Raw genomic sequence first — 21,828 nt, 5'->3', positions numbered from 1 at the left:
AAGCATGGCTCTTGAATGGTTACGGATTTTCACTTCCATAGAAGAGAGGTTATCCAATGACATTTCATGTATCCTTAAAAACCAGTATTAAATTTTGGTGTATGGTAGTTGCCCTTCTAGTAACTTTTGTGCTGCTTGGAGTATTTAGTTCCTCAATTAGAACTTACGCTGCAACCTATTATGTGAGTACCTCAGGCAGTGACACTAATAACGGCACAAGTACTTCGACTCCATGGAAAACCCTTACCAAAGTATCCTCGATCACTTTTGCTGCTGGGGATAGCATTTTACTTAAATCTGGTGATACTTGGAGCGGTCAATTTCTTGACTTAAAGGGAAATGGCTCCTCAACGAATTGGATAACACTCTCTTCCTATGGCACTGGAAATAAACCGAAAATTTATCCTTACAGCTCTCAGGCGACAGTTCCTGCTGCAGATCCTAGTAATCTAGCGAATAATGGCATACTTTGGGGTGTTCGATTATTGAATACTGCGGGGTGGAAAATCAATGGCCTAGAAGTGGCTTATGTTAAAAGTGGAATTGTTTATATGAATGATTCTCCGGGTACACGGGACGGCTTGTGGATAGAGAACTGTTATATACATGATATTGTAAAATGGCCGCTTACTCCTTATCCATATGCCGAAAATAGATTACCTGCTTTGCAAATTATGCCTTATTCCGTAGGGATTTACACTTACTTGGGATCAACGGGCAGTCGATTGCAAAATGTAACGATCAAAAATAATACAATTCAATATACAGATGGTCCTTTGGAGATCAGGCATGCGGACAATGTGGCTATTGATAGGGTTACGGCAACGGATTCCTATAGGGAAGGTATACAGCTGACAGGAATAAATTACAATTATGTGGGGACGCCTATTGGGAGCATGACCAACAGTACGATTCTCCGTTCGGGATTGAGCGGCATGACCTGGGGGACTGCAGGGCTGCAATTTAATGCGGTGCATAAGTTCACGGCAGATAATATTGATATTGGTTATACGAAATCTCCTAATAGTCCAGATGGAGTGGGGATTGATTATGAAGGGCTCAACAACAATGTAACTGTAAAGAATAGCTATATTCATGATAACGATGATGAAGCAGTGATGTATTTCAGGAATCCAGGCTGGAGCGGCGGAGTGGATAATGTAAATACAAGCTTAATCAATAATACATTCTCTAATAACGGGATTAAAAGTGACGGTCTACACGCTGCATTTTTAGTACACGGCTTCAATGAGAATAACGGGGGAACGATCTCGGGCAATACGATTATTAAAGCATCAGCCACACAAGCATTAAATGATATTGATGAAAGAGTCCCTGCATATGGGCAGTTCATGCCCAAGAGCTATACGATTTCTAATAATACGGTCATGCTGCAAAACGGGAATATTGTTCATTACGCTTCGACCGAATTTGACAGTACTCAAGGGACAAATGGATGGTACTATCTTGTGAATGGCGTTCAAACGAACATGGCATGGGAGAATGCGATCCCGACCTCCTGGGAAAAGGGAGATTGGCATGTTCCAGGTAGTGTAGCTTATATTGGTGATAATTGGCTGCATCCCGATGCAGGCAAGGAAGTTTCTCGTCAATGGGTAGCACCATCCAATAAGAGGATCGAAATTATTGGTTCCGCTTACAAATTGGATACAGGTGGAGGTGATGGGGTAGATATCAGGATTATTAAGAATAGTGATCCTACGCCACTTTGGTCAGGTACGATTGCTTATAACAATTCAACTGGCCTAAATCATGATATTCAAGTAGATGTGGCAACGGGAGATACAATCTCATTTGTAGTGAACGCTAAAGCTAATTCCAATAACGATAAGGTTGCTTGGGATCCTGAGATCAGAGATCTTAACATGCAGACAATCCTCACCACGCAAACGCCTGGAACTTACTTTCAGGATACACAACAAGTTGAATTGGGCACGAAATTTAAGACAAGTGTTTCTGGAACGATAAGCAAAGTTAGAATTTACACGAATGCAACGGAGAGTGGCAATCATACAGTACGCATTTGGAGGGTGTTTGATAGCTTTGTACTGGCGGGACCTTACACATGGAACCTTGCATCCGGTACGACAGGCTGGAAGGAATTTACACTGCCAACGCCGCTCAGCATTGCCGCCAATACGGATTATATTGTGGACGTATCGTCTAGTACAGATAAGTTCTTTGCTGTTTCAGACAATGGCTTTAACAGCCCCATTAATAACAATAATTTAATCACTTATACGGGAAGTGGTGTATTCAACACCATATTGGGGTCAATGCCAACTAGCACTTACAACAATAACAACTATTTCCGGGATATCGTTTTTACACCCTTACAGACTATATTGACGACACAGACTCCCGGCACTTTCATGTCGGATACGCAAGCCGAATTAGGAACCAAGTTTAAAACGAGTATGGATGGAATCATTACGAAAGTAAGAATTTATACGAACGCAGTAGAAAATGGTGATCATGCGGTACGGATTTGGCGAGTGTCTGATAGCTCTATAGTTTCTGGACCCTATACATGGAACATTACGTCCGGTACTGTGGGCTGGAGAGAATTCACACTACCAACGCCTCTGAGTATTAATGCCAATACCGAATATATAGTAGATGTGTCGAATAGCACGGATAAATACTATGCTTGGTCAGATTATGGCTTTAACAGTCCCATTAATAATGGGAACCTAATCACTTATGCTGGGAGCGGCGTATTCTCCACTACGTTGGGATCTATCCCAACCAGCACTTATCATAACAGCAATTACTTTCGAGATATCGTTTTTGTGCAGAACGGAGACACGATGCCTCCAGCCCTTATAGCAGATTTAAAGGTAAGCTCCGTTACTGCTAACTCGGCAGTGTTGAACTGGACAGCAACGGGAGGGGATGGCAGTTACGGGACAGCATCGACCTATGATATCCGTTATTCAACTTCTCCTATCACTGATGCAAGCTGGGCAAACGCGACGCAGGTTTCTGGAGAACCTGTGCCGCTTGCGGCAGGCATATCTCAAAGCTTTACTGTGCCTGGTTTAAATGCCAGCACAACTTATTTCTTTGCAATGAAGGCATCTGACAACATTCCGAATACATCAGAGCTATCCAAGGTAACGAGTGGTATGACACTGGCAGGCGCACAGTCGTTTAACTTCACTCAATTAATGACTCCGTTCTGGTCAGGAACGACGATGTATAACGAGTCTCTGCTTATGGTCTCAACAAGCTCTGAGCTGCCCGAAGCAAAGCTGTTATTCGTACCGACCAATCCTAGCAGCATGACAGTAAAGGATGCCCTGCTAGGAACGACATATGTGCAGGGTACGGATTGGACCTACGATAGCTCAACGAATACAATTAAACTGACATCAGGCTCGGCAGCTGCCTATATGAACAGCACAGAATTTTATCCGGTATCGGCTCCAACAGGGTGTTTCTTGGTAGGTAAGGTAGGTGGTGGCAGCGTATTGGGCTGTGAAGGTCATTACTTCCACGATCGCCAGCTAGTTGTTACCTATACACATCATTCGAATGTGTGGTTGGGGCCTATCCCAACCTATCAAGGAACTAATTTGCCTATTACGACAAATAAGCTGATAAATGGACAGCCTCTAAAAATAAGTCTTTTTGGAGACAGCATTTCTGTAGGATTGAATGCCAGTAGTACTGTGGGAGTTTCGCCATACATGCCAAGCTGGGGCCTCCTTGCTGTACAAAAGCTGCAGGCCAGCTACTCTTCGGTCATTACATTTCGTAATCCGTCTGTCTCAGGTCAGAATTCCGCATGGGGAGCAGCAAATGTAGCTTCTCTCGTTTCTCAAGAAACCCCGGACCTTGTGATAATAGCTTTTGGAATGAATGACGGAACAGGAAATGTGACTCCAGCTACCTTTAAGAGCAATATTCAATCAATGATGAGCAATGTGAGAACGCTGAATCCGAATGCGGAATTTATTCTGGTTGCGCCAACATTAGCTAATTCGGAATCGGAATATGCCGGGCTGCAGGCAAATTATAAGGCGGTGCTGCAGCAGCTAACGACAGAGAATACGGGCACCGTTCTTGAGGACATGACGGGAGTGCACCAGGAGCTCTTGAATACCAAGCTTTTCCGTGATATGACTGGGAACAATATCAACCATCCGAATGATTTCCTGATTCGCTGGTATGCCCAAGCTTTATCCGCGATTTTAGTGCCATAGGCTGGGAGTTTTTTGTTACAAACGAAGGTTTTCGCTCTATCAGCTTTGGAAAAAGGCGGGTCTACGAGTTAATAGGGAAAAGGGAGATTTGGCTATGAGACTTGAGGGAAAAGTGGCTATTATTACGGGGGCTTCGCGATCCATTGGCAAAGCCATTGCGCTTCGTTATGCGCTGGAAGGCGCAAAGGTGGTAGTCAACTATTTGGACAGTCCGCAGTTAGCAGAAAATGTCGTCAATGAGATTATAGCTAACGGGGGGACAGCCTTTGCCTGTTATGCAGATGTTTCGAAGCAGGCTGAATTTCAAACCATGGTTGAAGAAACGGTGAAGCAATATGGAACAGTGGATATCCTAGTAAATAATGCTGGCATAGATCCTAGGAAAAACTGGCTTGAAATTAGTATGGACGACTGGGACCATGTAATGAATGTTAATGTGAAGTCACAGTTTATTGGAGCGCAGCTGGTATTTCCTTATATGAAGGCGCAAGGCTATGGGAAAATCATCAATGTTTCTTCGATTACATTTTTAACTGGACAGAAAGGCTTCCCGCACTATATTGCCTCTAAAGGGGCAGTAGTTGGGTTGACCCGTGCTCTGGCCAGAGAAATAGGTGAGCACGGAATTACTGTGAACTGCATTATACCAGGTGCGATCCTTACGGAGGTTGAGCTCGAAAAGGTCGGTTCTATCGAGGCGCAGCAGCAAGGGACTGAGTATCTACTGAAAGAACAGTCTATCAAGCGGAGGATAACGGGGTCGGATATCGAAGGAGCATTTGTATTCTTGGCTTCTGCAGATAGCGATTCGTTAACTGGGCAATCACTTAATGTTGATGGAGGATGGGTCATGCATTAGCAGGGGCTGCTGAGCCGTCGTTCGGACAATTTATAGTAAATGCGAAGTCCCGGTAGCACAATGCTATCGGGACTTTTGCTGCGTGCTTGGACTCATGCTTCGGAAGCCCAAGAAGGCGAAAGACGAATCTGGGGGGCAATGTTGAAAGCGCAAGGAATGGCTTACGATGAATCTATTGTTTTTGTTGCTTTTGAGGGCAATCTTCTAAATAATGAGTAGGTGTATGCGGTGAACCCGCATAACAAGGAGCTCTCTTCAATAATCGTTACTAGGAAAACGCCCGAGTGGAAAGAGAAAAACGAGTCCAAGCTGCCGCTTCATGGCAATCTTGGCGAAAATGGAGGTGGTATTTATCCGTACAGGGCTTGGCAGGATGAAGAGCTCGTTGTTGTTTCGTTTCGCCTTAATACTGACTTTGATGCTGATACCGATCATCTTGATTGGGAATAACTTCTACTCCGGGGGGAGGGAATCGCTGCGTCGGGAAATATCCAACTCGATGGAGTCTCGGGTTGAAGCGAATATACGTGCGATGGAGAAGGAAGTCGAACGGATTCAACTGCTGCAGTTTGAATTGATTAACGATGAGTCTTTGAACAAGCTGGCGGTTATTCCCGACTATATGAACAACTATGACAAAAGCCAGGCCATTCTAATGGTGCAGGATAGGCTGTTTGCACTGAAAAACAGCAGCGTATATATTTCGGATGTGTCCGTTCATATTCCCTCCATCAACCGCACGGTATCCGCTATGCAGGGAACGGGCGCGATGGTACAGGACCAATTCAATGCTACCAGTGAGCTCGCTAGGAAGAGTCCGGGAAAAGCGATATATTTCCTTCACCATATCCCGTATATTGTGCTCGTTCATGAGGTGCGCGGTCTGTACGAAGGGGAAAATGCGCTGTATTCCATTATTGTGGAGCTCTCTCCGAATGAGCTGAGCAGGTCACTTTCCGCCCTCGAAAGCAGCGAGAACAGCGGCTCCGTTCTAAGCGATCCGAACGGTGAGTTTATCATTCGCACTCATCATTACGAGAATCCATATTTAGACCGATACATCGATCAATATAAATCGGGTGTGCCTAATGCATTCGAGAATATCAGCAGTGTGGGGAAAGGAGATGACCGTGTACTCGTATCCTCCCGTTTCTCGCAACTACTCGGTTTCTCGCTTATTCATTACGTTCCTGAGAAACATCTGTTCAACAATCTGCATCATTACCAGCAGCTGTTCTGGGTATTAATAGCGGTGTTTCTCTTCTTTATTATTGTGCTGTGCCTTTCCCTGTACCGAATGATTCATCGGCCGCTGTTGGCACTTCTGCGGGCGTTCAGGAAGATGGAGAAGGGCGAGCTGGACGTGACGGTCACTGAGAACAGCCGCAGCGAGTTCGGTTATTTGCTCCAGGGCTTTAATAAAATGTCTCGCTATATGCGGGAATTGATTGAACAGGTATATACGCACAAAATATTAGTTCAACGAGCTGAGCTCAAGCAGCTCCAGTCACAAATTAATCCTCATTTTCTATATAACAGCTATTTTACTCTGTATAACATGATTGCAGTAGAGGATCATGACAACGCCAAGCAGTTCGCTTCGCAAATGGGCAACTATTTACGGTATATTACCCGCAATTCCTCAGATGAGGTTCCGCTTTATGAGGAGGCCAAACACGCCACGATTTATGCGGAAATTCAGGGACGGCGCTTTCGATTGCGAATGAAGGCCCAGTGCGGCGAGGTGCCGGCCTCTTACCGGGCGGTTATGGTGCCGCGTCTTATCCTTCAGCCGTTAATCGAAAATGCTTTCGAGCATGTGTTTGACCATATGGAGGAAGGCGGGCTTCTGTCCATTTCGTTCGAGGAGGAGGAAGATTGTCTGCTGATTCGGGTGGAAGACAACGGCCCACTTTTGGATCAGGAACGACTGGAGGCGCTGGAGCGGCTGCTGAGAACGGATGAAAGCATGATTGAAACGACCGGCCTTCTGAACATTCATCGACGGTTGCGCATGAAATACGGGGATAGAGGCGGAATAGGCGTGGGGCGCAGCCGTCTCGGAGGATTGGAAGTAAGGTTGGCCATATGGAAGGGGGATAAGGAGTATGCTTCGATTGTTAATCGTTGATGACGAGCCCGATATTGCGGACGGTCTCCACACACTTCTGCAGGAACGTTTTCCGTTCGAGTTCGAATTATACAAGGCCTATTCTGGGAAGACGGCACTCGAATGGTTAAGGAGGGGGAAGTTCGACATTGTAATGACCGATATTCGGATGCCCGTTCTAAGCGGACTGGAGCTTCATAAGCATATTCGCAGTCTGTGGCCAAGGTGCAAGGTTGTCTTTCTGACGGGGTATAGTGAATTTGATTATGTGTACGAGGCTATACATTATGACAATACCAGCTATCTGCTTAAGACCGAGGACCATGAGACGATTTTGGAGACGATCGGCAAACTGGCTGAGGATATAGCTGGAGAACAGCAGATCGAAGGACTTATGGCCAAGGCGATGCAGCAGATGGAGCAGACGCTGCCGCTGCTGCAGAACGAGCTGTTAAGCGAACTTCTCTATGGTGAAGCGTCCGATACGCTGGACAGGTCCGACCAATTCGAGGAGCTGCGTATTCCGCTGGATCCGAAGCGTCCAGTCCTCCTCATGATGGCCAAGCTAATGGGGGGCGATTTCGGAACGCGGCAGGCCGGCAAGGCGCAGCTGCATGCGGGGATGAAGGTGATCGATGAGCAATACGGTTATTCCCACCTGCATATGAAGTATATATTTGTCGACAAGGACACAATGGTCTGGTTCATACAACCAGCAGCGAGCCATCCGGAAGAACAATCGGAAGAGCCTGCTTCATGGAGTGGTATTCTGCTAGCTGTCCGGGAATATGCGGAGAATGCGGAGGCAGCCTGTCTGCGCTCCTTCGATATTTCGTTGTTCTGTTTGCTGGACCGATCGCCTTGCGAATGGGAAGACATCGCCGACCGCTGGGCTATGCTGGAGCATGAATATCATCGTCAATCTGGTGAGCGGAACGGGGTTGTTCAGGTCGAATTCGATGAGACGGAGCTCTCTCGGACGAAGATGCTGCGCAAAACGGATCTGTTGGGCGAATATCTAGCCACCGGCCAGGCGGAAGCCTTCGATTCCGTCTGGAAGCGTATCACAGCCGAGCCTGTGCGGCTCGAATCGGTTTATTCTGCGCTTTCGCTCGTTTTCCTGCGCCATATCCATCGGTTCAATTTGCAGGAGCGTCTATCGGCTCGCACCGATTTGTCGGTTTTAATGCAGCCTTCAGGTGTTCAGCTTGATCCGGCGTCATGGATAGATTATTATTACCGGCTGGCGATCACGATCTTTGAACTGCAGCAGCAGGATCAGGCGGAACGCCGCGATCGGACAATCGATCTCGTGAAGAGTTATATTCACGATCACCTGGGCGAAGATCTCTCTTTGGTGCGTTTATCCGAGGTAGTACAATGGAATCCCTCTTATTTATCCAGGGCTTTCAAAAAGGTAACGGGCACGAATGTGCTCGCCTACATCCATGAGACGAAGCTGAAGGAAGCCATGAAGATGCTGTTTCAACCGGATCTGAAAATTCATGAAATCAGTGCCGCGCTTGGCTTTATTTCACCGCCCCATTTTACAAGGTTCTTCAAGAAAGCAAGCGGTCATACACCCCAGGATTACCGGGCGCTCGAAGAACGATGTAAAAAATAGATAAGAAGAAGTAAAGAAATGGCCTGTTACGTAAGTCAATGTAACGGGCTTATACTTGATTCAAGCAAGTGATAGCGTTTACAACATAAGGGGGATTGAACATGCAACAAGCAAGCTTGAAGCGATATCTGATATTCGCCGCAGCGGTAATGCTTCTTTTTATGACAGCATGCAGCAGCAATACGAATAACGGAGCTAATGGGAACACGGGTAAGAAAGAAAACACTGCAAACAAAGGAGACAGCAAGGGCACAGGGAATACGGGAGACAAGCCAGCCGCCGCTGACCCGATGGGCAAATACGAGCCTGCGATTGAAGTGACAACCGTAAGGTCGCTCCCGCCATCCATCAAGTTCGAGAAGGGCGACAGCATAGACAACAATATCTGGTACCGCTCCTATGCGGAGGATCTTGGCATTAAGCTGACCAATAAGTGGAGTGTTCCGCAGACCCAGTGGCAGCAAAAAATGAATGTCACCATTGCATCCGGTGATATTCCAGATATTTTGACGGTGTCGGCCAATGAGCTGAAGCGCCTGGTCGATGCCGATATGGTCGAGGACATGACGGACGTATTCGAGAAATATGCTTCGGATAAAACGAAGCGGATCATTACTAATGATGGTGGCAACGGAATGAAGGCCTCAACCTTCGAAGGAAAACTGCTTGCGCTGCCTGGCGTTACCTTCACGGGTACCGGGGCGCAGATGCTGTGGATCAGGCAGGATTGGTTGAAGAAGCTTAATTTGTCAGAGCCCAAGACGATGGAGGACGTATATCATATCGCCGAGGCCTTTGCCAATCAAGATCCTGATGGCAACAAGCAGAAGGACACGATAGGGCTGGGTGGAATCAATAAGGATTTGAATTCCTTGATGGGCTTCTTCGAAAGCTTCCATGCTTATCCGGGCCGCTGGGTCAAGGACGATTCCGGTCAGCTCGTCTACGGGGATATACAGCCGGGACTCAAGCCGGCGCTGCAGAAGCTGCAGGAAATGTTCAAAGCAGGTCTTATCGATTCGGAGTTTGCGGTCAAGGATCAGGCTAAAGCTTACGAGCTGATTGCCTCCAACAAAACGGGCATGTTCTACTCAGGCGAGGGCGCCGTGTGGTGGCCGCTGACGGATCACTACAAGAAGGAAAAGTCGGATTGGAAGCCGTATCCGCTGATTTCCTTTGACGACAAGCCAGCCAGCACCTCAGGCGGCATTCCGGTCGGGAACTATTATGTCGTTCGCAAAGGCTTCGAGCATCCGGAGGCGCTCGTGAAGCTGCTTAATTTTGCGGTAGAGAAGCAGTATGGTCCGGAAGGACGTCTGGACGCTTATTGGTACGGCGGAGAGAATAAGGAAATTAATGTATCAGCATTTGCAGCTGTCATCATAAGTGATCCGCTGGAGCTGATTAATATTCACCGAGGCGTTCAGGCATCGGTTGATGCCGGGAAGTATGTGGATAATCCGATTGCCGATGTAAAGCATCATTATGATCTCTACCAGCTGTGGTTGTCGGGCAAATTTGCAGACAGCAACGAGGAAGGGCAGGCCTGGTCTTCTTATAAATGGGCTGGACCTGGAGGCGGCATGAATGTAGTCAGCGACTATGTGAAGGATAACAAGTACCTGGTTGACGAATATTCGGGACCGAGCACGCCCACGATGACCGCGAAGAAAAGCACGCTGGATAAGATGAAGCTGGAAGTGTTCACGAAGATTATTATGGGGCAATCGGATATAGGCGAGTTCGATAAGTTTGTTGCCGATTGGAAGAAATTTGGCGGGGATGCGATTACTGCTGAGGTCAACGAATGGTATAAGGCTAAACAATAGCCAGAGAATGGAGAGGAAGCGGGACTCGATTTGCTTGCTTCCCTCCTTACTCCATCAGCATAGAAAGGAATGATAACGATGCAAGCGGCGACCGTCAAAAGAAGACCTTGGAAGAAGCATCTCCCTCTGCATCTGATGCTGGTGCCCGGAATCGTATTGTTGATTATGTTTCATTATATCCCGATGGCAGGAATCGTCATTGCCTTCCAGAATTTCATTCCCGCCAAAGGCTTCTTCGATTCCAAATGGGTGGGATGGGATAATTTTGAATTTATGCTTCAGATGCCCGGAATTGGCCAGGTGTTATGGAACACGATTTTTATTGCGTTTCTGAAAATCATCTTCGGTCAAATTGCACCGATTGTAACGGCTTTGCTGCTTAATGAAGTGCGGAAATCATCGATTAAGCGATCGGTACAGACGCTTGTTTATTTGCCGCATTTCCTCTCGTGGGTCATTCTGGGCGGGATTCTGATCGATATTCTCTCACCTTCACATGGACTGCTGAATGAGGTGATGAGCTGGTTTGGAATGAAACCGTTATTTTTTCTCGGCAATGATAAGCTGTTCCCTTATGTGCTGGTCGTCACGGACGTGTGGAAGGAATTCGGGTTTGGCACAATTGTTTATCTGGCTGCACTTACCAGCATCAATCCGACCTTATACGAAGCAGCCATAATGGATGGGGCGGGCAGATGGAAGCAGACGATGCATGTGACACTGCCGGGCATGCTGCCGATCATTGTACTGCTGGCGACGCTGGGCCTTGGCGGAGTGCTGAATGCAGGCTTCGACCAAGTGTTCAATCTTTATAACCCGCTTGTCTATCGGACAGGGGATATTCTGGACACCTTCGTCTATCGGCTTGGCCTTATCGATGCCCAATATGCGGTTGCGACAGCTGTCGGCCTGTTCAAATCGGTGGTCTCTTTGATTTTTGTAGGAGCATCGTACTGGCTGGCTTATCGATTAGCCGGTTACCGTATTTTTTAAGGAAAGGAGAGGCAGTCATGGACTTCAATGTTTCACTTGGACGAAGAGTTTTTCTTATTTGCAATAATGTATTTCTGATTGCCTTAGCCGTTGTTTGCTTGCTTCCTCTCATTAACATACTGGCTCTGTCCTTTAGCTCAAGCTCGGCGGCAACGGCGGGGGCAGTCAAGCTGTGGCCGGTTGATTTTACACTGAGCTCCTACAAATACGCGCTGTCCAAACCGGAATTTTTGCAGTCACTTCTAGTCTCCATTCAGCGGGTTGTCTTGGGAACGATCATCAGTTTATTGGTGGTCATTATCTCCGCTTATCCGCTGTCAAAGGAACGGACGGACTTTCCCATGCGAACCTTTTATGTGTGGTTTTTCTTTGTGACAATCCTGTTTAGCGGGGGATTAATTCCTACTTACATGGTCATTCGAAACTACCATATGCTCGATACTGTCTGGGCACTTGTATTTCCAGGTGCTGTGGCGGTGTTTAACATTGTGCTGCTGCTCAATTTCTTTCGTGGTACACCGAAGGAAATTCAGGAGGCTGCACTTGTTGACGGCTGTACCCACTGGCAGCTGCTGTGGAAAATGATGGTTCCGATATCAATGCCTGCACTGGCGACAATTCTGCTGTTTACATGCGTAGGTCAGTGGAATTCCTGGTTCGACGGCCTGATCTATATGAACTCGCCGACGAATTATCCGCTGCAGACCTATCTGCAGACACTTGTTGTGAGTACGGAGCTATTCACCGCTGGGGGAAATCTGACCGCGGACGATATGAAAGCACTGGCGGAGGTATCCGACCGTACAACCAAAGCTTCGCAAATTTTTCTGGCTGCACTGCCTGTGCTCGTTCTCTACCCTTTTCTGCAAAAATATTTCATGAAGGGCATCGTGCTCGGCAGCGTGAAAGGATAGGCTGCCGGTATGAAGCTTTTAAAACATTCAATATTGTAAGCGCTTCAATCATTGTGCGTGGAATAATTACATTATATTGGGAGGAATGATTTGTGATGAAGATGAAGGTACTGCTTGTGTTGTTTTTGATGGCAACCTTATTAAGTAATGGGGAGGCGAATGCTGTGAACCTGGAAAATAAGGATAAGGAGATCTCCTCAAAAATCGTTACTTGGGAAACTCCCGACTGGAAAGAAAAAAATAATAGCTTTTCGGTATGGATACGTGAGAAAGGGAAGAAAGTCTGGAAGGGGCTTTATGTATACAACGTAAAGAACGGCGAGCAGAAGGAGCAAGACGTGCCTACGGATGCGGCTATGGTGAACGTTGACTTTACGGGTACAGTTGAGTTTAAGGTGACCTATAATATAGGGGAAATAAACGATTATGAAATACGCCCTTCAGCTTATGGAATAGATGCCAGAAAAACTGGGGGAAATACATTAATCTTTTCGCTCACACAGAATGGCAAGGCCCCTTTAAAGCCTACTATAATGGTGAATGGCAGCTGGAGCGAGGGCAACTTGCACATCCTTTCAAACACGCCTGAGAACAATGCTCCTTTACAGGACGCCGCGAACGTTTATGTAGTAAATCCCGGAGACCCTATCCCGCTTTATTTGCCAGCCGGGAAAAATACGTATTATTTTACGCCAGGCGAGCATGAGTTGCCTAAGGGCATGTGGGTTGAGCTTGACCTTGAGGATACCATTCAACTGGAAAAGTTTGATTTGGTGCAGCTGCCAACCAACTCTCAATGGTTTGCAAAAGGACCGCAGCGTTTCATTATTGAGGCCAAGGAGAAAGCGGGCGACCCGTATGTACAAATATATGATGGATACGAGAACAAAACGGAAGGAACAGTCACCGATATATTAAGCAACGTCAAGGCAAGATTTGTAAAGCTTGTCCTATTGGGTAATACCGGATCAAGTAATTATGTAATGACATCTATAGCAAGCGAATTCAGGCTCTATAAAAAGGGGGACGATTCAACAAATATTGCAAAGGGAAAAGCGGTAAGAGGAGCTTTCCCCGGTTACTTAAATGTGGTTGATGGCAACGAATCCACTTCATATATCTCTTCTACTGGCTATGGCAATTGGCATGCGGGAGAAGCGTTTTATATAAGTCAAAGCGGCACGACTGTTTACTTGGCGCCAGGTTCGGTTGTCAAAGGGTCAATTTCTGCAGATGACCAGAGCAATATCGCAATCAGGGGCCGCGGTATCATGTATGGGGGAGATCTTTTGCGGCCTAGAAATTACGCAGAGGGACGAAGCGGAGCGATATGGATTACTAAAGGTACAAATTCATCGTTGGAAGGCATTACACTGATCGATTATCCCATGTGGTCGGTTGTTATGAACTTTACTGACCAAACGTCGATCAAAAACATAAATTTCTTCGGTTCTATGGTTAATGCTGATGGCATCCACCTCTCCGGCAGCAAAAACGCCAGTGTTTCAGGCGTATTTATTAGAACAACGGACGATAACTTTGTCATTTATCATTATGGAGAGACTTCAAATATAACGGTGAAGGACTCCATCTTCTGGGCAGATAATGCCCGCCCCATATTGCTGGGCTTGGGTAACACCCCAGGCGCCTCTATCGATAAGGTTAACTTTGAAAACATCTATATCTTGAATCAGCGAGGCGTGTGGGATCTGAATAAATATAACGGTGCCATTCAAATCTGGGCAACAGGCGGCAACAAAATAAGCAATATTGCTTTTAAAAATATTCATATCGATGAGTTTGAAGCTCCGGAAGATTCTATGCTCTTTCAAATCAAGACAGATGAGATGGCTGCTGGAATTTCACCGGGTTCTGTAAGCAACATCTCCTTTAATGACATCACCTACCACGGTAAGCTTCCACGCAAATCTCTAATTTATGGTGTTGACGAAATCCATAATGTGCGGGGAATTTTGTTTAAGAATTTTAAAATTAATGATACGTTATTGTCTGTTAAAAACATGGAACAGTATATAGATTTCAAGGGGCATTATGGGGATATAAAGTTTAAATAGAACCTAATGAGGCCAACCAAGATGGATAAGCCCAAAAGTTTGATCGGTGGCGCCGTAAAGGGATAGACATACATGTGCCTGCCCGATATCAGGATGGGGTCATGCGTTCACGGAATACGGTAGGACTGATCTTCTCGTATTGTTTAAAAAGCTTGCTGAAATAAAAGTGTCCGAGATGCCGACGTTTTTAGAGATTTCTTGTACGGATCGATTCGTGCTTTTCAATAAAAATTTGGCTTTTTGAATTTTGAGCATGTTGGTATATTTGGGTTCCGATCGTTTTGTTGAATGTGCCCCAGGCAGCCGGAGAAGGAACCATATCTCCTGTGGAAGATCGTTCAAAGGCGCCTGCCGCTCATATGATCCGATCGATTATTTAGTCAAGCTATTTTCGCTTGTTCGGCAATATCTTTGACAAGCAGGCGGGGATAATCCCAATTTGAGATGCTTCGATTCTTCCGCCTGTCAAGTAAACGAGAAATCCCGGTAGCACAATGCTATCGGGATTTCTGCTGTCTGTTGTTATTCTATTGTTTATTTTTATTCTGGGTTATAAGGAATAATTTTTAAAATAATTTGGAGGATTTTGCCGTTATACGTCGAATTTTCATTCTTAATGAAAAAAATTACATATAGTGGTGATAAAAGGTGCATACAGAAGATCAGACTTTTGCATGGATGACTATTTTACTACCACCTTTAGCAATGTCGACCGTGTCTATTCTCTCCTCAGTAATTCGTGATAAAAATAATTCGATTCGGGAATTGTCTTTACTCAGCCATAAGTAATAGTTAGTCAACGGCCTCCCTGCCCTGAGTTGGGGAGGTCGTTTATTTTAAAGACAATGACATCATGGTCAAAAGGGAGCCGCTTACCGCGAGACTTGTAATTATCCCGATACTGTAATTGAAAAGTTCGCAAATGAAAAAGAAGCTGCTGCTGCGGGATACTTCCCGAAGCCTTGTCAGAATCTGTAGAGTGTGATTGAGCAGATTTTTAATGTGATAACTATAATTTGGAGGAACTTATAATGAAACGATATTCCAGCTTACTTGCTAGTTTGGTTGTTCTTAGTTCAATTATTGCTGGTACTGTTGCAAGCTCAGACAATTCTCATGCTGAGCCGTTAACGATAACTACAGGTAGCTTTACGGATGTAAAAGCTAATCACTGGGCAAAATCCAGTATTGCACAAGCCGTTAAGGAAGGGTATGTATCAGGTTATCCAGATGGCACCTTCAAGCCAGATGCGAATGTATCAAGAGCCGAGTTTATTAAAATGGTGGTTACTGCTCTTCACCTACCGGTCGGAGAATATACGACCGGCTCCTGGTATACGGTTTATGCGGCAGCAGCTGCAGAGGCCAAGCTTACGGTAACATCGGACTTTAAAGATACGAATTGGGATGCCTTCATTAATCGTAAACAAATGTCTCGCATTGCTGTAAGAGGAATAGGAGACTCGACCACCGATGATTTGAGATGGATGTATCTAGCAACGAAAAAGGGTCTAATAACGGGTTTAGGTGATGGCAGGCTTGGCGAAGGGGAAACAACTACAAGGGCGCAAGCGGTTACGATTATTAACCGGATCTTTGCAGTTAAGAGTGGAGCAAAGTTGCCCGTAGATAAATATGCGGTCGGCAATGCTGAGATTATGTGGCATGGAACGAATATATTCACGGTTATGCCAGAGATTCTAGTAACGGCTGCTAATCAATATCAAGGAAAAACGATAGAAGAACTATGGCGCAAAGATAAAATGATTATCAATTCAAAGAATAACAAATATCGATGGCAATTAGATGCGTTAATTGCGATAGATCTCGAAGACCCGAAGGATCCCAATCGCAAATTATTACCTGATATTAATACACTCAAGTGGTTTAATAATGATCCTAATCGGCATGATTTGATGATTAGCAAATGGAAACAAAGCTATGTTCTGTACTCCAAGACGCATGTGGTTTACAACAAAGATACGAAAATGTTTTCTCAATTATCTTATATACCGTTTATGGTAAGTGGTATGGATCCTCCTGATGAAGATGCCTATTACAAGGGTATCTCACTAAATAAGCAGGCTCATATCTATATGAAGCAAGTTGGTGATTTGCCAGCGATGATCATACCCAAAAAAGGGTGGATTCAATATGGGAAAATATCTTTTACAATTTATATACCTGCATATTCTAACGCGGGATATGTGAGTAATCAGTTGTTATCAGTTGATGGCCCTAAATATAAGCCTGATATTCCTTATTAATGTGATAACTATAATTTGGAGGAACTTATAATGAAACGATATTCCAGCTTACTTGCTAGTTTGGTTGTTCTTAGTTCAATTATTGCTGGTACTGTTGCAAGCTCAGACAATTCTCATGCTGAGCCGTTACCTATAGCTACAGGCAGCTTTGCAGATGTAAAAGCTAATCACTGGGCAAAATCCAGTATTGCAGAAGCCGTTAAGGAAGGGTATGTATCAGGTTATCCAGATGGCACCTTCAAGCCAGATGTGAATGTATCAAGAGCCGAGTTTATTAAAATGGTGGTTACTGCTCTTCACCTACCGGTCGGAGAATATACGACCGGCTCCTGGTATACGGTTTATTCAACTGCTGCTGCAGAGGCCAAGCTTACGGTAACATCGGACTTTAAAGATACGAATTGGGATGCCTTCATTAATCGTAAACAAATGTCTCGCATTGCTGTAAGAGGAATAGGAGACTCGACCACCGATGATTTGAGATGGATGTATCTAGCAACGAAAAAGGGTCTAATAACGGGTCTAGGTGATGGCAGGCTTGGCGAAGGGGAAACAACGACAAGGGCGCAAGCGGTTACGATTATTAACCGGATCTTGGCAGTTAAGAGTGGAGCAAAGTTGCCCGTAGATAAATATGCGGTCGGCAATGCTGAGATTGTGTGGCATGGAACGAATATATTCACGGTTATGCCAGAGATTCTAGTAACGGCTGCTAATCAATATCAAGGAAAAACGATAGAAGAATTATGGCGCAAAGATAAAATGATTATCAATTCGAAGAATAACAAATATCGAGGGCAACTAGATGCGTTAATTGCGATAGATCTGGAAGACCCGAAAGACCCCAATCGTAAATTATTGCCTAATATAAATACACTCAAGTGGTTTAATAATGATCCTAATCGGCATGATTTGATGGTTAGCAAGTGGAAACAAAGTTATGTCCTATACTCCAAGACTCATGTGGTTTACAACAAAGATACGAAAATGTTTTCTCAATTATCTTATATACCGTTTATGGTAAGTGGTATGGACTCCCCTGATGAAGCTGCCTTTTACAAGGGTACTTCACTAAATATGCCGACTTCAATTTACAGTAAACAAGATGGTGATTTTCCAGCCATGATCATACCCAAAAAAGGGTGGATTCAGTATGGGAAAATATCTTTTACAATTTATATACCTGCATATTCTAACGCAGGTTTTGTTGATAACGAGTTGTTAAGCGTTGATGGCCCCAAATATAAGCCTGATATTCCTTATTAATGTGATAACTATAATTTGGAGGAACTTATAATGAAACGATATTCCAGCTTACTTGCTAGTTTGGTTGTTCTTAGTTCAATTATTGCTGGTACTGTTGTAAGCTCAGACAATTCTCATGCTGAGCCGTTAACGATAACTACAGGTAGCTTTACGGATGTAAAAGCTAATCACTGGGCAAAATCCAGTATTGCAGAAGCCGTTAAGGAAGGGTATGTATCAGGTTATCCAGATGGCACCTTCAAGCCAGATGTGAATGTATCAAGAGCCGAGTTTATTAAAATGGTGGTTACTGCTCTTCACCTACCGGTCGGAGAATATACGACTGGCTCCTGGTATACGGTTTATTCAACTGCTGCTGCAGAGGCCAAACTTACGGTAACATCGGACTTTAAAGATGCGAATTGGGATGCCTTTATTAATCGTAAACAAATGTCTCGCATTGCTGTAAGAGGAATAGGAGACTCGACCACCGATGATTTGAGATGGATGTATCTAGCAACGAAAAAGGGTCTAATAACGGGTCTAGGTGATGGCAGGCTCGGCGAAGGGGAAACAACTACAAGGGCGCAAGCGGTAACGATTATTAACCGGATTTTGGCAGTTAAGAGTGGAGCAAAGTTGCCCGTAGATAAATATGCGGTCGGCAATGCTGAGATTATGTGGCATGGAACGAATATATTCACGGTTATGCCAGAGATTCTAGTAACGGCTGCTAATCAATATCAAGGAAAAACGATAGAAGAATTATGGCGCAAAGATAAAATGATTATCAATTCGAAGAATAACAAATATCGAGGGCAATTAGATGCGTTAATTGCGATAGATCTCGAAGACCCGAAGGACCCCAATCGTAAATTATTGCCTAATATTAATACACTTAAATGGTTTAATAATGATAATCGAGATGATTTAATGGTCAATAAGTGGAAGCAAAGCTATGTCCTGTATGCCAAGACGCACGTAGTTTATAACAAAGATACGAAAATGTTTTCTCAAAAATCCTATATTCCGTTCGATCTGAATGGTTTGGATTCTCCCGATTTAGATGCATTTTTCAAGGGTACTTCTCTAAATATGCCCGCACTTCTTTATAAGAAAAAAGTTGGTGATTTGCCAGCCATGATTATTCCCAAGAAAGGCTGGATCCAATATGGGGGAATAACTTTTAAAATCTATATACCAGCATACTCTAGCGCCGGATATGTAAGTAACCAGTTGTTATCCGTTGATGGACCCAAGTATAATCCTGATATTCCTTATTAATGGTTAGGAGGAACATCTGTTGAAAAGGCTACTATGTCGGATCATAGTATTTTGTATGATGATATCGCTTGTTACACAAGTATATCCTATCAGGAGTAGCGTTGCCTTCGCGGCAGCCGAGCAAACCTTTCCCGCTAAGGAAATTCAATATGAATTAGCTTCAAAAGATGATATTACCGATGGCTATAAATCTTTTTTTGCTAAACCGAGTACACTTAAGACAAAGGCGATTAATGAAGATTCAGGTACTGGAAAAAAGATTACGCGTACTTTATTCTCCAATATTGTGTATGCCGGCACTCTAGCAACTACTCAAGACAGTTCTAATCCAAATCGTTATTATTTTGTTGCTAACTTTAGCTACGCTATTTGGAAAAGTTTAAATGGAACATGGACTTCCGACGGTTCACCTGATACGTGGAAAGATATGGATTATAACTACACTTTTGAGGGCACAAATGCTTCTCCAGCTTTCCGTCTTCTTCCCGGATCGCATCGGTCAGCATCTCAGATAATCTTCTCCCCTCGGGGAGAAGCCATCTTTATTAGTGGGGGGCTACTCGATTCCGAATAAACCCATCATTCAACATATACCAGCCATTTTCGAGACTCCAAAGTAAACAGTGGTATTGACACTACTGAAGGGGACAATAGTATGTCTGCAATTACGGTGTTAAATACTATTGAATCAAACAAACAATTTGAACAACTAAAGTTTGAACTTGATGATTGGGACAAAAAATAGTGGGAACTAATAACCTGAAAAAACTTAATAGACTACGAAGGCTTAAGCTTACTTGTCATTGAGCAGGAGTAAGTTTTTTTGCATGCAGATAATTTTAAAAAATGGATGAGAAAGCAAATAGAGTTAACTTGTAGATGATGTAGATGAGGGATATCGCTCGCTTCTATCAGAAGAAATCGTTATGGAGACTTAGAGTTATTGATAGGTAATGATTAACAATATCGAATCCAAATTCCGATAATTGTACGAGTTAAATGGAATCCTCTGCACTGGCTGGGTATCATTCCCTTATAGAAAAGAATAGCCGAACATCTCAGGTAGCGGTTGAATCAAAACTTGAATTTATAAAAGTAAACTATTAATTTGGGGGCATTTAAATGAAACGATATTCAGGCTTAGTAGTTAGTTTGGTTGTTCTTGGTTCGATTATGGTTAGTATTTTTGCAAGTTCAAATTCTTCTCATGCTGAAGCAACAACTAAAAGTGCAGGTAGCTTTTTTGACGTAAAATCCAATTTTTGGGCGAAATCTTCGATCGATTACGCCGTGTCGAAAGGATATCTGAAAGGTGTGGGAAATGGCCTGTTTAAGCCCGATGCACCCGTAACACGAGCTGAATTGGCAGCTGTTCTTTCCCGCGTATCGATTAATACGGAAAATCAAGTCAATGGAGAGTTTCCGGATTTAGCCGGCCACTGGAGCAAAGATGAAGTGAATCGTGCTGCAGCATTAGGTTTTTTTAAGCCTATTGATTTTCCAAATGGCTTTAAACCAACCCAAAAACTGACACGTACAGAAATGGCTAAATGGATGGTACATGGATTGGCGGCGCATGATGCTGACTTCGGACAGGCCCTCAAAGATACAGCGGATACCCTTGTTCCTGTAGCTGAATATTACAAAGGTGGACTTAATAAGTTGGATTATCCGATTGTGTCTGTTGCACTCGGTACGGGCTTAATGACTGGATATCCGGATGGAACATTTGGAACCGGTAAAACTACCACACGCGCTGAAGTAGCAGCTATCCTGATGCGATATGAGAGCATTCAAACAAAGGCTGCTAATTCCTATCGGGATCTGAATGAAATGCGCGCACTCGCTACCCAAGGAACCAATCTGGAAATCATTACGCCGTATGTCATTGATCCAGTGAAGAAATTCACGAATATTTTGAATAAGAAAATTTCTACACGTAATAACATTGGCACGTTGAAGCTAAAACGAATGGTAGTCGTAGACTATAATAAATCAAAACAAATGAAAGGTGTCTATGCTCCTTTGTTTGTTGATAAAACAGTAACAGGAAGCGATGAGTATTTCTACACTTTTAGTGAAGTTTCCTTTACACCTAACGTAGACAAGTTGGAAGAAAACACATTTGTAAATGGTTCAAGTCTTAATATTGCATCCTCTATGGGTATTAGAGCCCCAGAAGCACAGCGAAAGTACGGTATTCTTTCAATTGAACCTGAATGGTATCCATCTATTTTTAAGAAAGGAATAGAATCAACCTTCTGGGTTGGTTATTGGATTAAAAGAAACAATGATCCGAAATCTAATTCCATTGAAGGTGATATTTATACTATAGATGGTGGTTTCACAACGATTATTTCAATTCCTAGGGAATCGAAGAAAATATGAGGATATTTAAA

At 44.2% G+C, this 21,828-nt stretch carries 15 protein-coding genes; all 15 read left to right on the top strand.

The window, feature by feature from the left end; genetic code table 11:
- Positions 1-56: 56 nt before the first annotated feature.
- The 15 genes from EKN16_RS16980 to EKN16_RS16915 all read left to right on the top strand — a co-directional run bounded on the left by EKN16_RS16980 (position 57) and on the right by EKN16_RS16915 (position 21,817).
- A complete protein-coding gene (locus EKN16_RS16980; protein WP_125659644.1) occupies positions 57-4,229 on the top strand; it encodes a DUF4082 domain-containing protein in 4,173 nt (1,390 codons plus the stop codon).
- Between the two features lie 94 nt (positions 4,230-4,323).
- Positions 4,324-5,088: an SDR family NAD(P)-dependent oxidoreductase gene (locus EKN16_RS16975; RefSeq protein WP_125659641.1), complete on the top strand. Its 765-nt coding sequence runs from the start codon at positions 4,324-4,326 to the stop codon at positions 5,086-5,088.
- Between the two features lie 39 nt (positions 5,089-5,127).
- A complete protein-coding gene (locus tag EKN16_RS33060) occupies positions 5,128-5,307 on the top strand; it encodes a hypothetical protein (RefSeq protein WP_125659639.1) in 180 nt (59 codons plus the stop codon).
- Between the two features lie 9 nt (positions 5,308-5,316).
- The gene (locus tag EKN16_RS32300; protein ID WP_164522836.1) at positions 5,317-5,538 is read left to right on the top strand and encodes a hypothetical protein; all 222 of its coding nucleotides are present in this window, start codon (positions 5,317-5,319) and stop codon (positions 5,536-5,538) included.
- The gene (locus EKN16_RS16965; RefSeq protein WP_221226758.1) at positions 5,507-7,219 is read left to right on the top strand and encodes a sensor histidine kinase; all 1,713 of its coding nucleotides are present in this window, start codon (positions 5,507-5,509) and stop codon (positions 7,217-7,219) included. The genes EKN16_RS32300 and EKN16_RS16965 overlap by 32 nt, the downstream gene beginning before the upstream one ends.
- Positions 7,197-8,822 (top strand): response regulator, encoded by a 1,626-nt coding sequence (locus EKN16_RS16960; RefSeq protein ID WP_125659633.1) that lies wholly within the window; start codon positions 7,197-7,199, stop codon positions 8,820-8,822. The genes EKN16_RS16965 and EKN16_RS16960 overlap by 23 nt, the downstream gene beginning before the upstream one ends.
- 101 nt (positions 8,823-8,923) lie before the next feature.
- Positions 8,924-10,651, top strand: a complete 1,728-nt coding sequence (locus EKN16_RS16955; protein WP_125659630.1) for an extracellular solute-binding protein — start codon at positions 8,924-8,926, stop codon at positions 10,649-10,651.
- 69 nt (positions 10,652-10,720) lie between these two features.
- Complete coding sequence (locus EKN16_RS16950) at positions 10,721-11,644, top strand: ABC transporter permease (RefSeq protein WP_375782076.1); 924 nt, start codon at positions 10,721-10,723, stop codon at positions 11,642-11,644.
- A 17-nt stretch (positions 11,645-11,661) separates the two neighbouring features.
- Positions 11,662-12,558 (top strand): carbohydrate ABC transporter permease, encoded by an 897-nt coding sequence (locus EKN16_RS16945; protein WP_125659627.1) that lies wholly within the window; start codon positions 11,662-11,664, stop codon positions 12,556-12,558.
- A gap of 95 nt (positions 12,559-12,653) precedes the next feature.
- The gene (locus EKN16_RS16940) at positions 12,654-14,633 is read left to right on the top strand and encodes a glycosyl hydrolase family 28 protein (RefSeq protein WP_232016548.1); all 1,980 of its coding nucleotides are present in this window, start codon (positions 12,654-12,656) and stop codon (positions 14,631-14,633) included.
- Between the two features lie 1,031 nt (positions 14,634-15,664).
- Positions 15,665-16,900 (top strand): S-layer homology domain-containing protein, encoded by a 1,236-nt coding sequence (locus EKN16_RS16935; protein ID WP_125659621.1) that lies wholly within the window; start codon positions 15,665-15,667, stop codon positions 16,898-16,900.
- A gap of 30 nt (positions 16,901-16,930) precedes the next feature.
- Positions 16,931-18,166: an S-layer homology domain-containing protein gene (locus tag EKN16_RS16930; RefSeq protein WP_125659618.1), complete on the top strand. Its 1,236-nt coding sequence runs from the start codon at positions 16,931-16,933 to the stop codon at positions 18,164-18,166.
- 30 nt (positions 18,167-18,196) lie between these two features.
- Complete coding sequence (locus EKN16_RS16925; RefSeq protein WP_125659614.1) at positions 18,197-19,429, top strand: S-layer homology domain-containing protein; 1,233 nt, start codon at positions 18,197-18,199, stop codon at positions 19,427-19,429.
- Positions 19,430-19,448: 19 nt separating this feature from the next.
- Positions 19,449-20,003, top strand: a complete 555-nt coding sequence (locus tag EKN16_RS16920) for a hypothetical protein (RefSeq protein ID WP_125659611.1) — start codon at positions 19,449-19,451, stop codon at positions 20,001-20,003.
- Positions 20,004-20,551: 548 nt separating this feature from the next.
- On the top strand, positions 20,552-21,817 hold the full coding sequence (locus tag EKN16_RS16915; protein WP_125659608.1) for an S-layer homology domain-containing protein: 1,266 nt from the start codon (positions 20,552-20,554) through the stop codon (positions 21,815-21,817).
- The last annotated feature ends 11 nt before the right edge of the window (positions 21,818-21,828 follow it).

Origin of the sequence: Paenibacillus baekrokdamisoli, from assembly GCF_003945345.1 — a bacterium.
Classification (GTDB): Bacteria; Bacillota; Bacilli; order Paenibacillales; family Paenibacillaceae; genus Paenibacillus_Z; species Paenibacillus_Z baekrokdamisoli.
The sequence above is the reverse complement of the archived record's forward strand: the minus strand, read 5'-3'. Positions and strand labels throughout refer to the sequence as shown.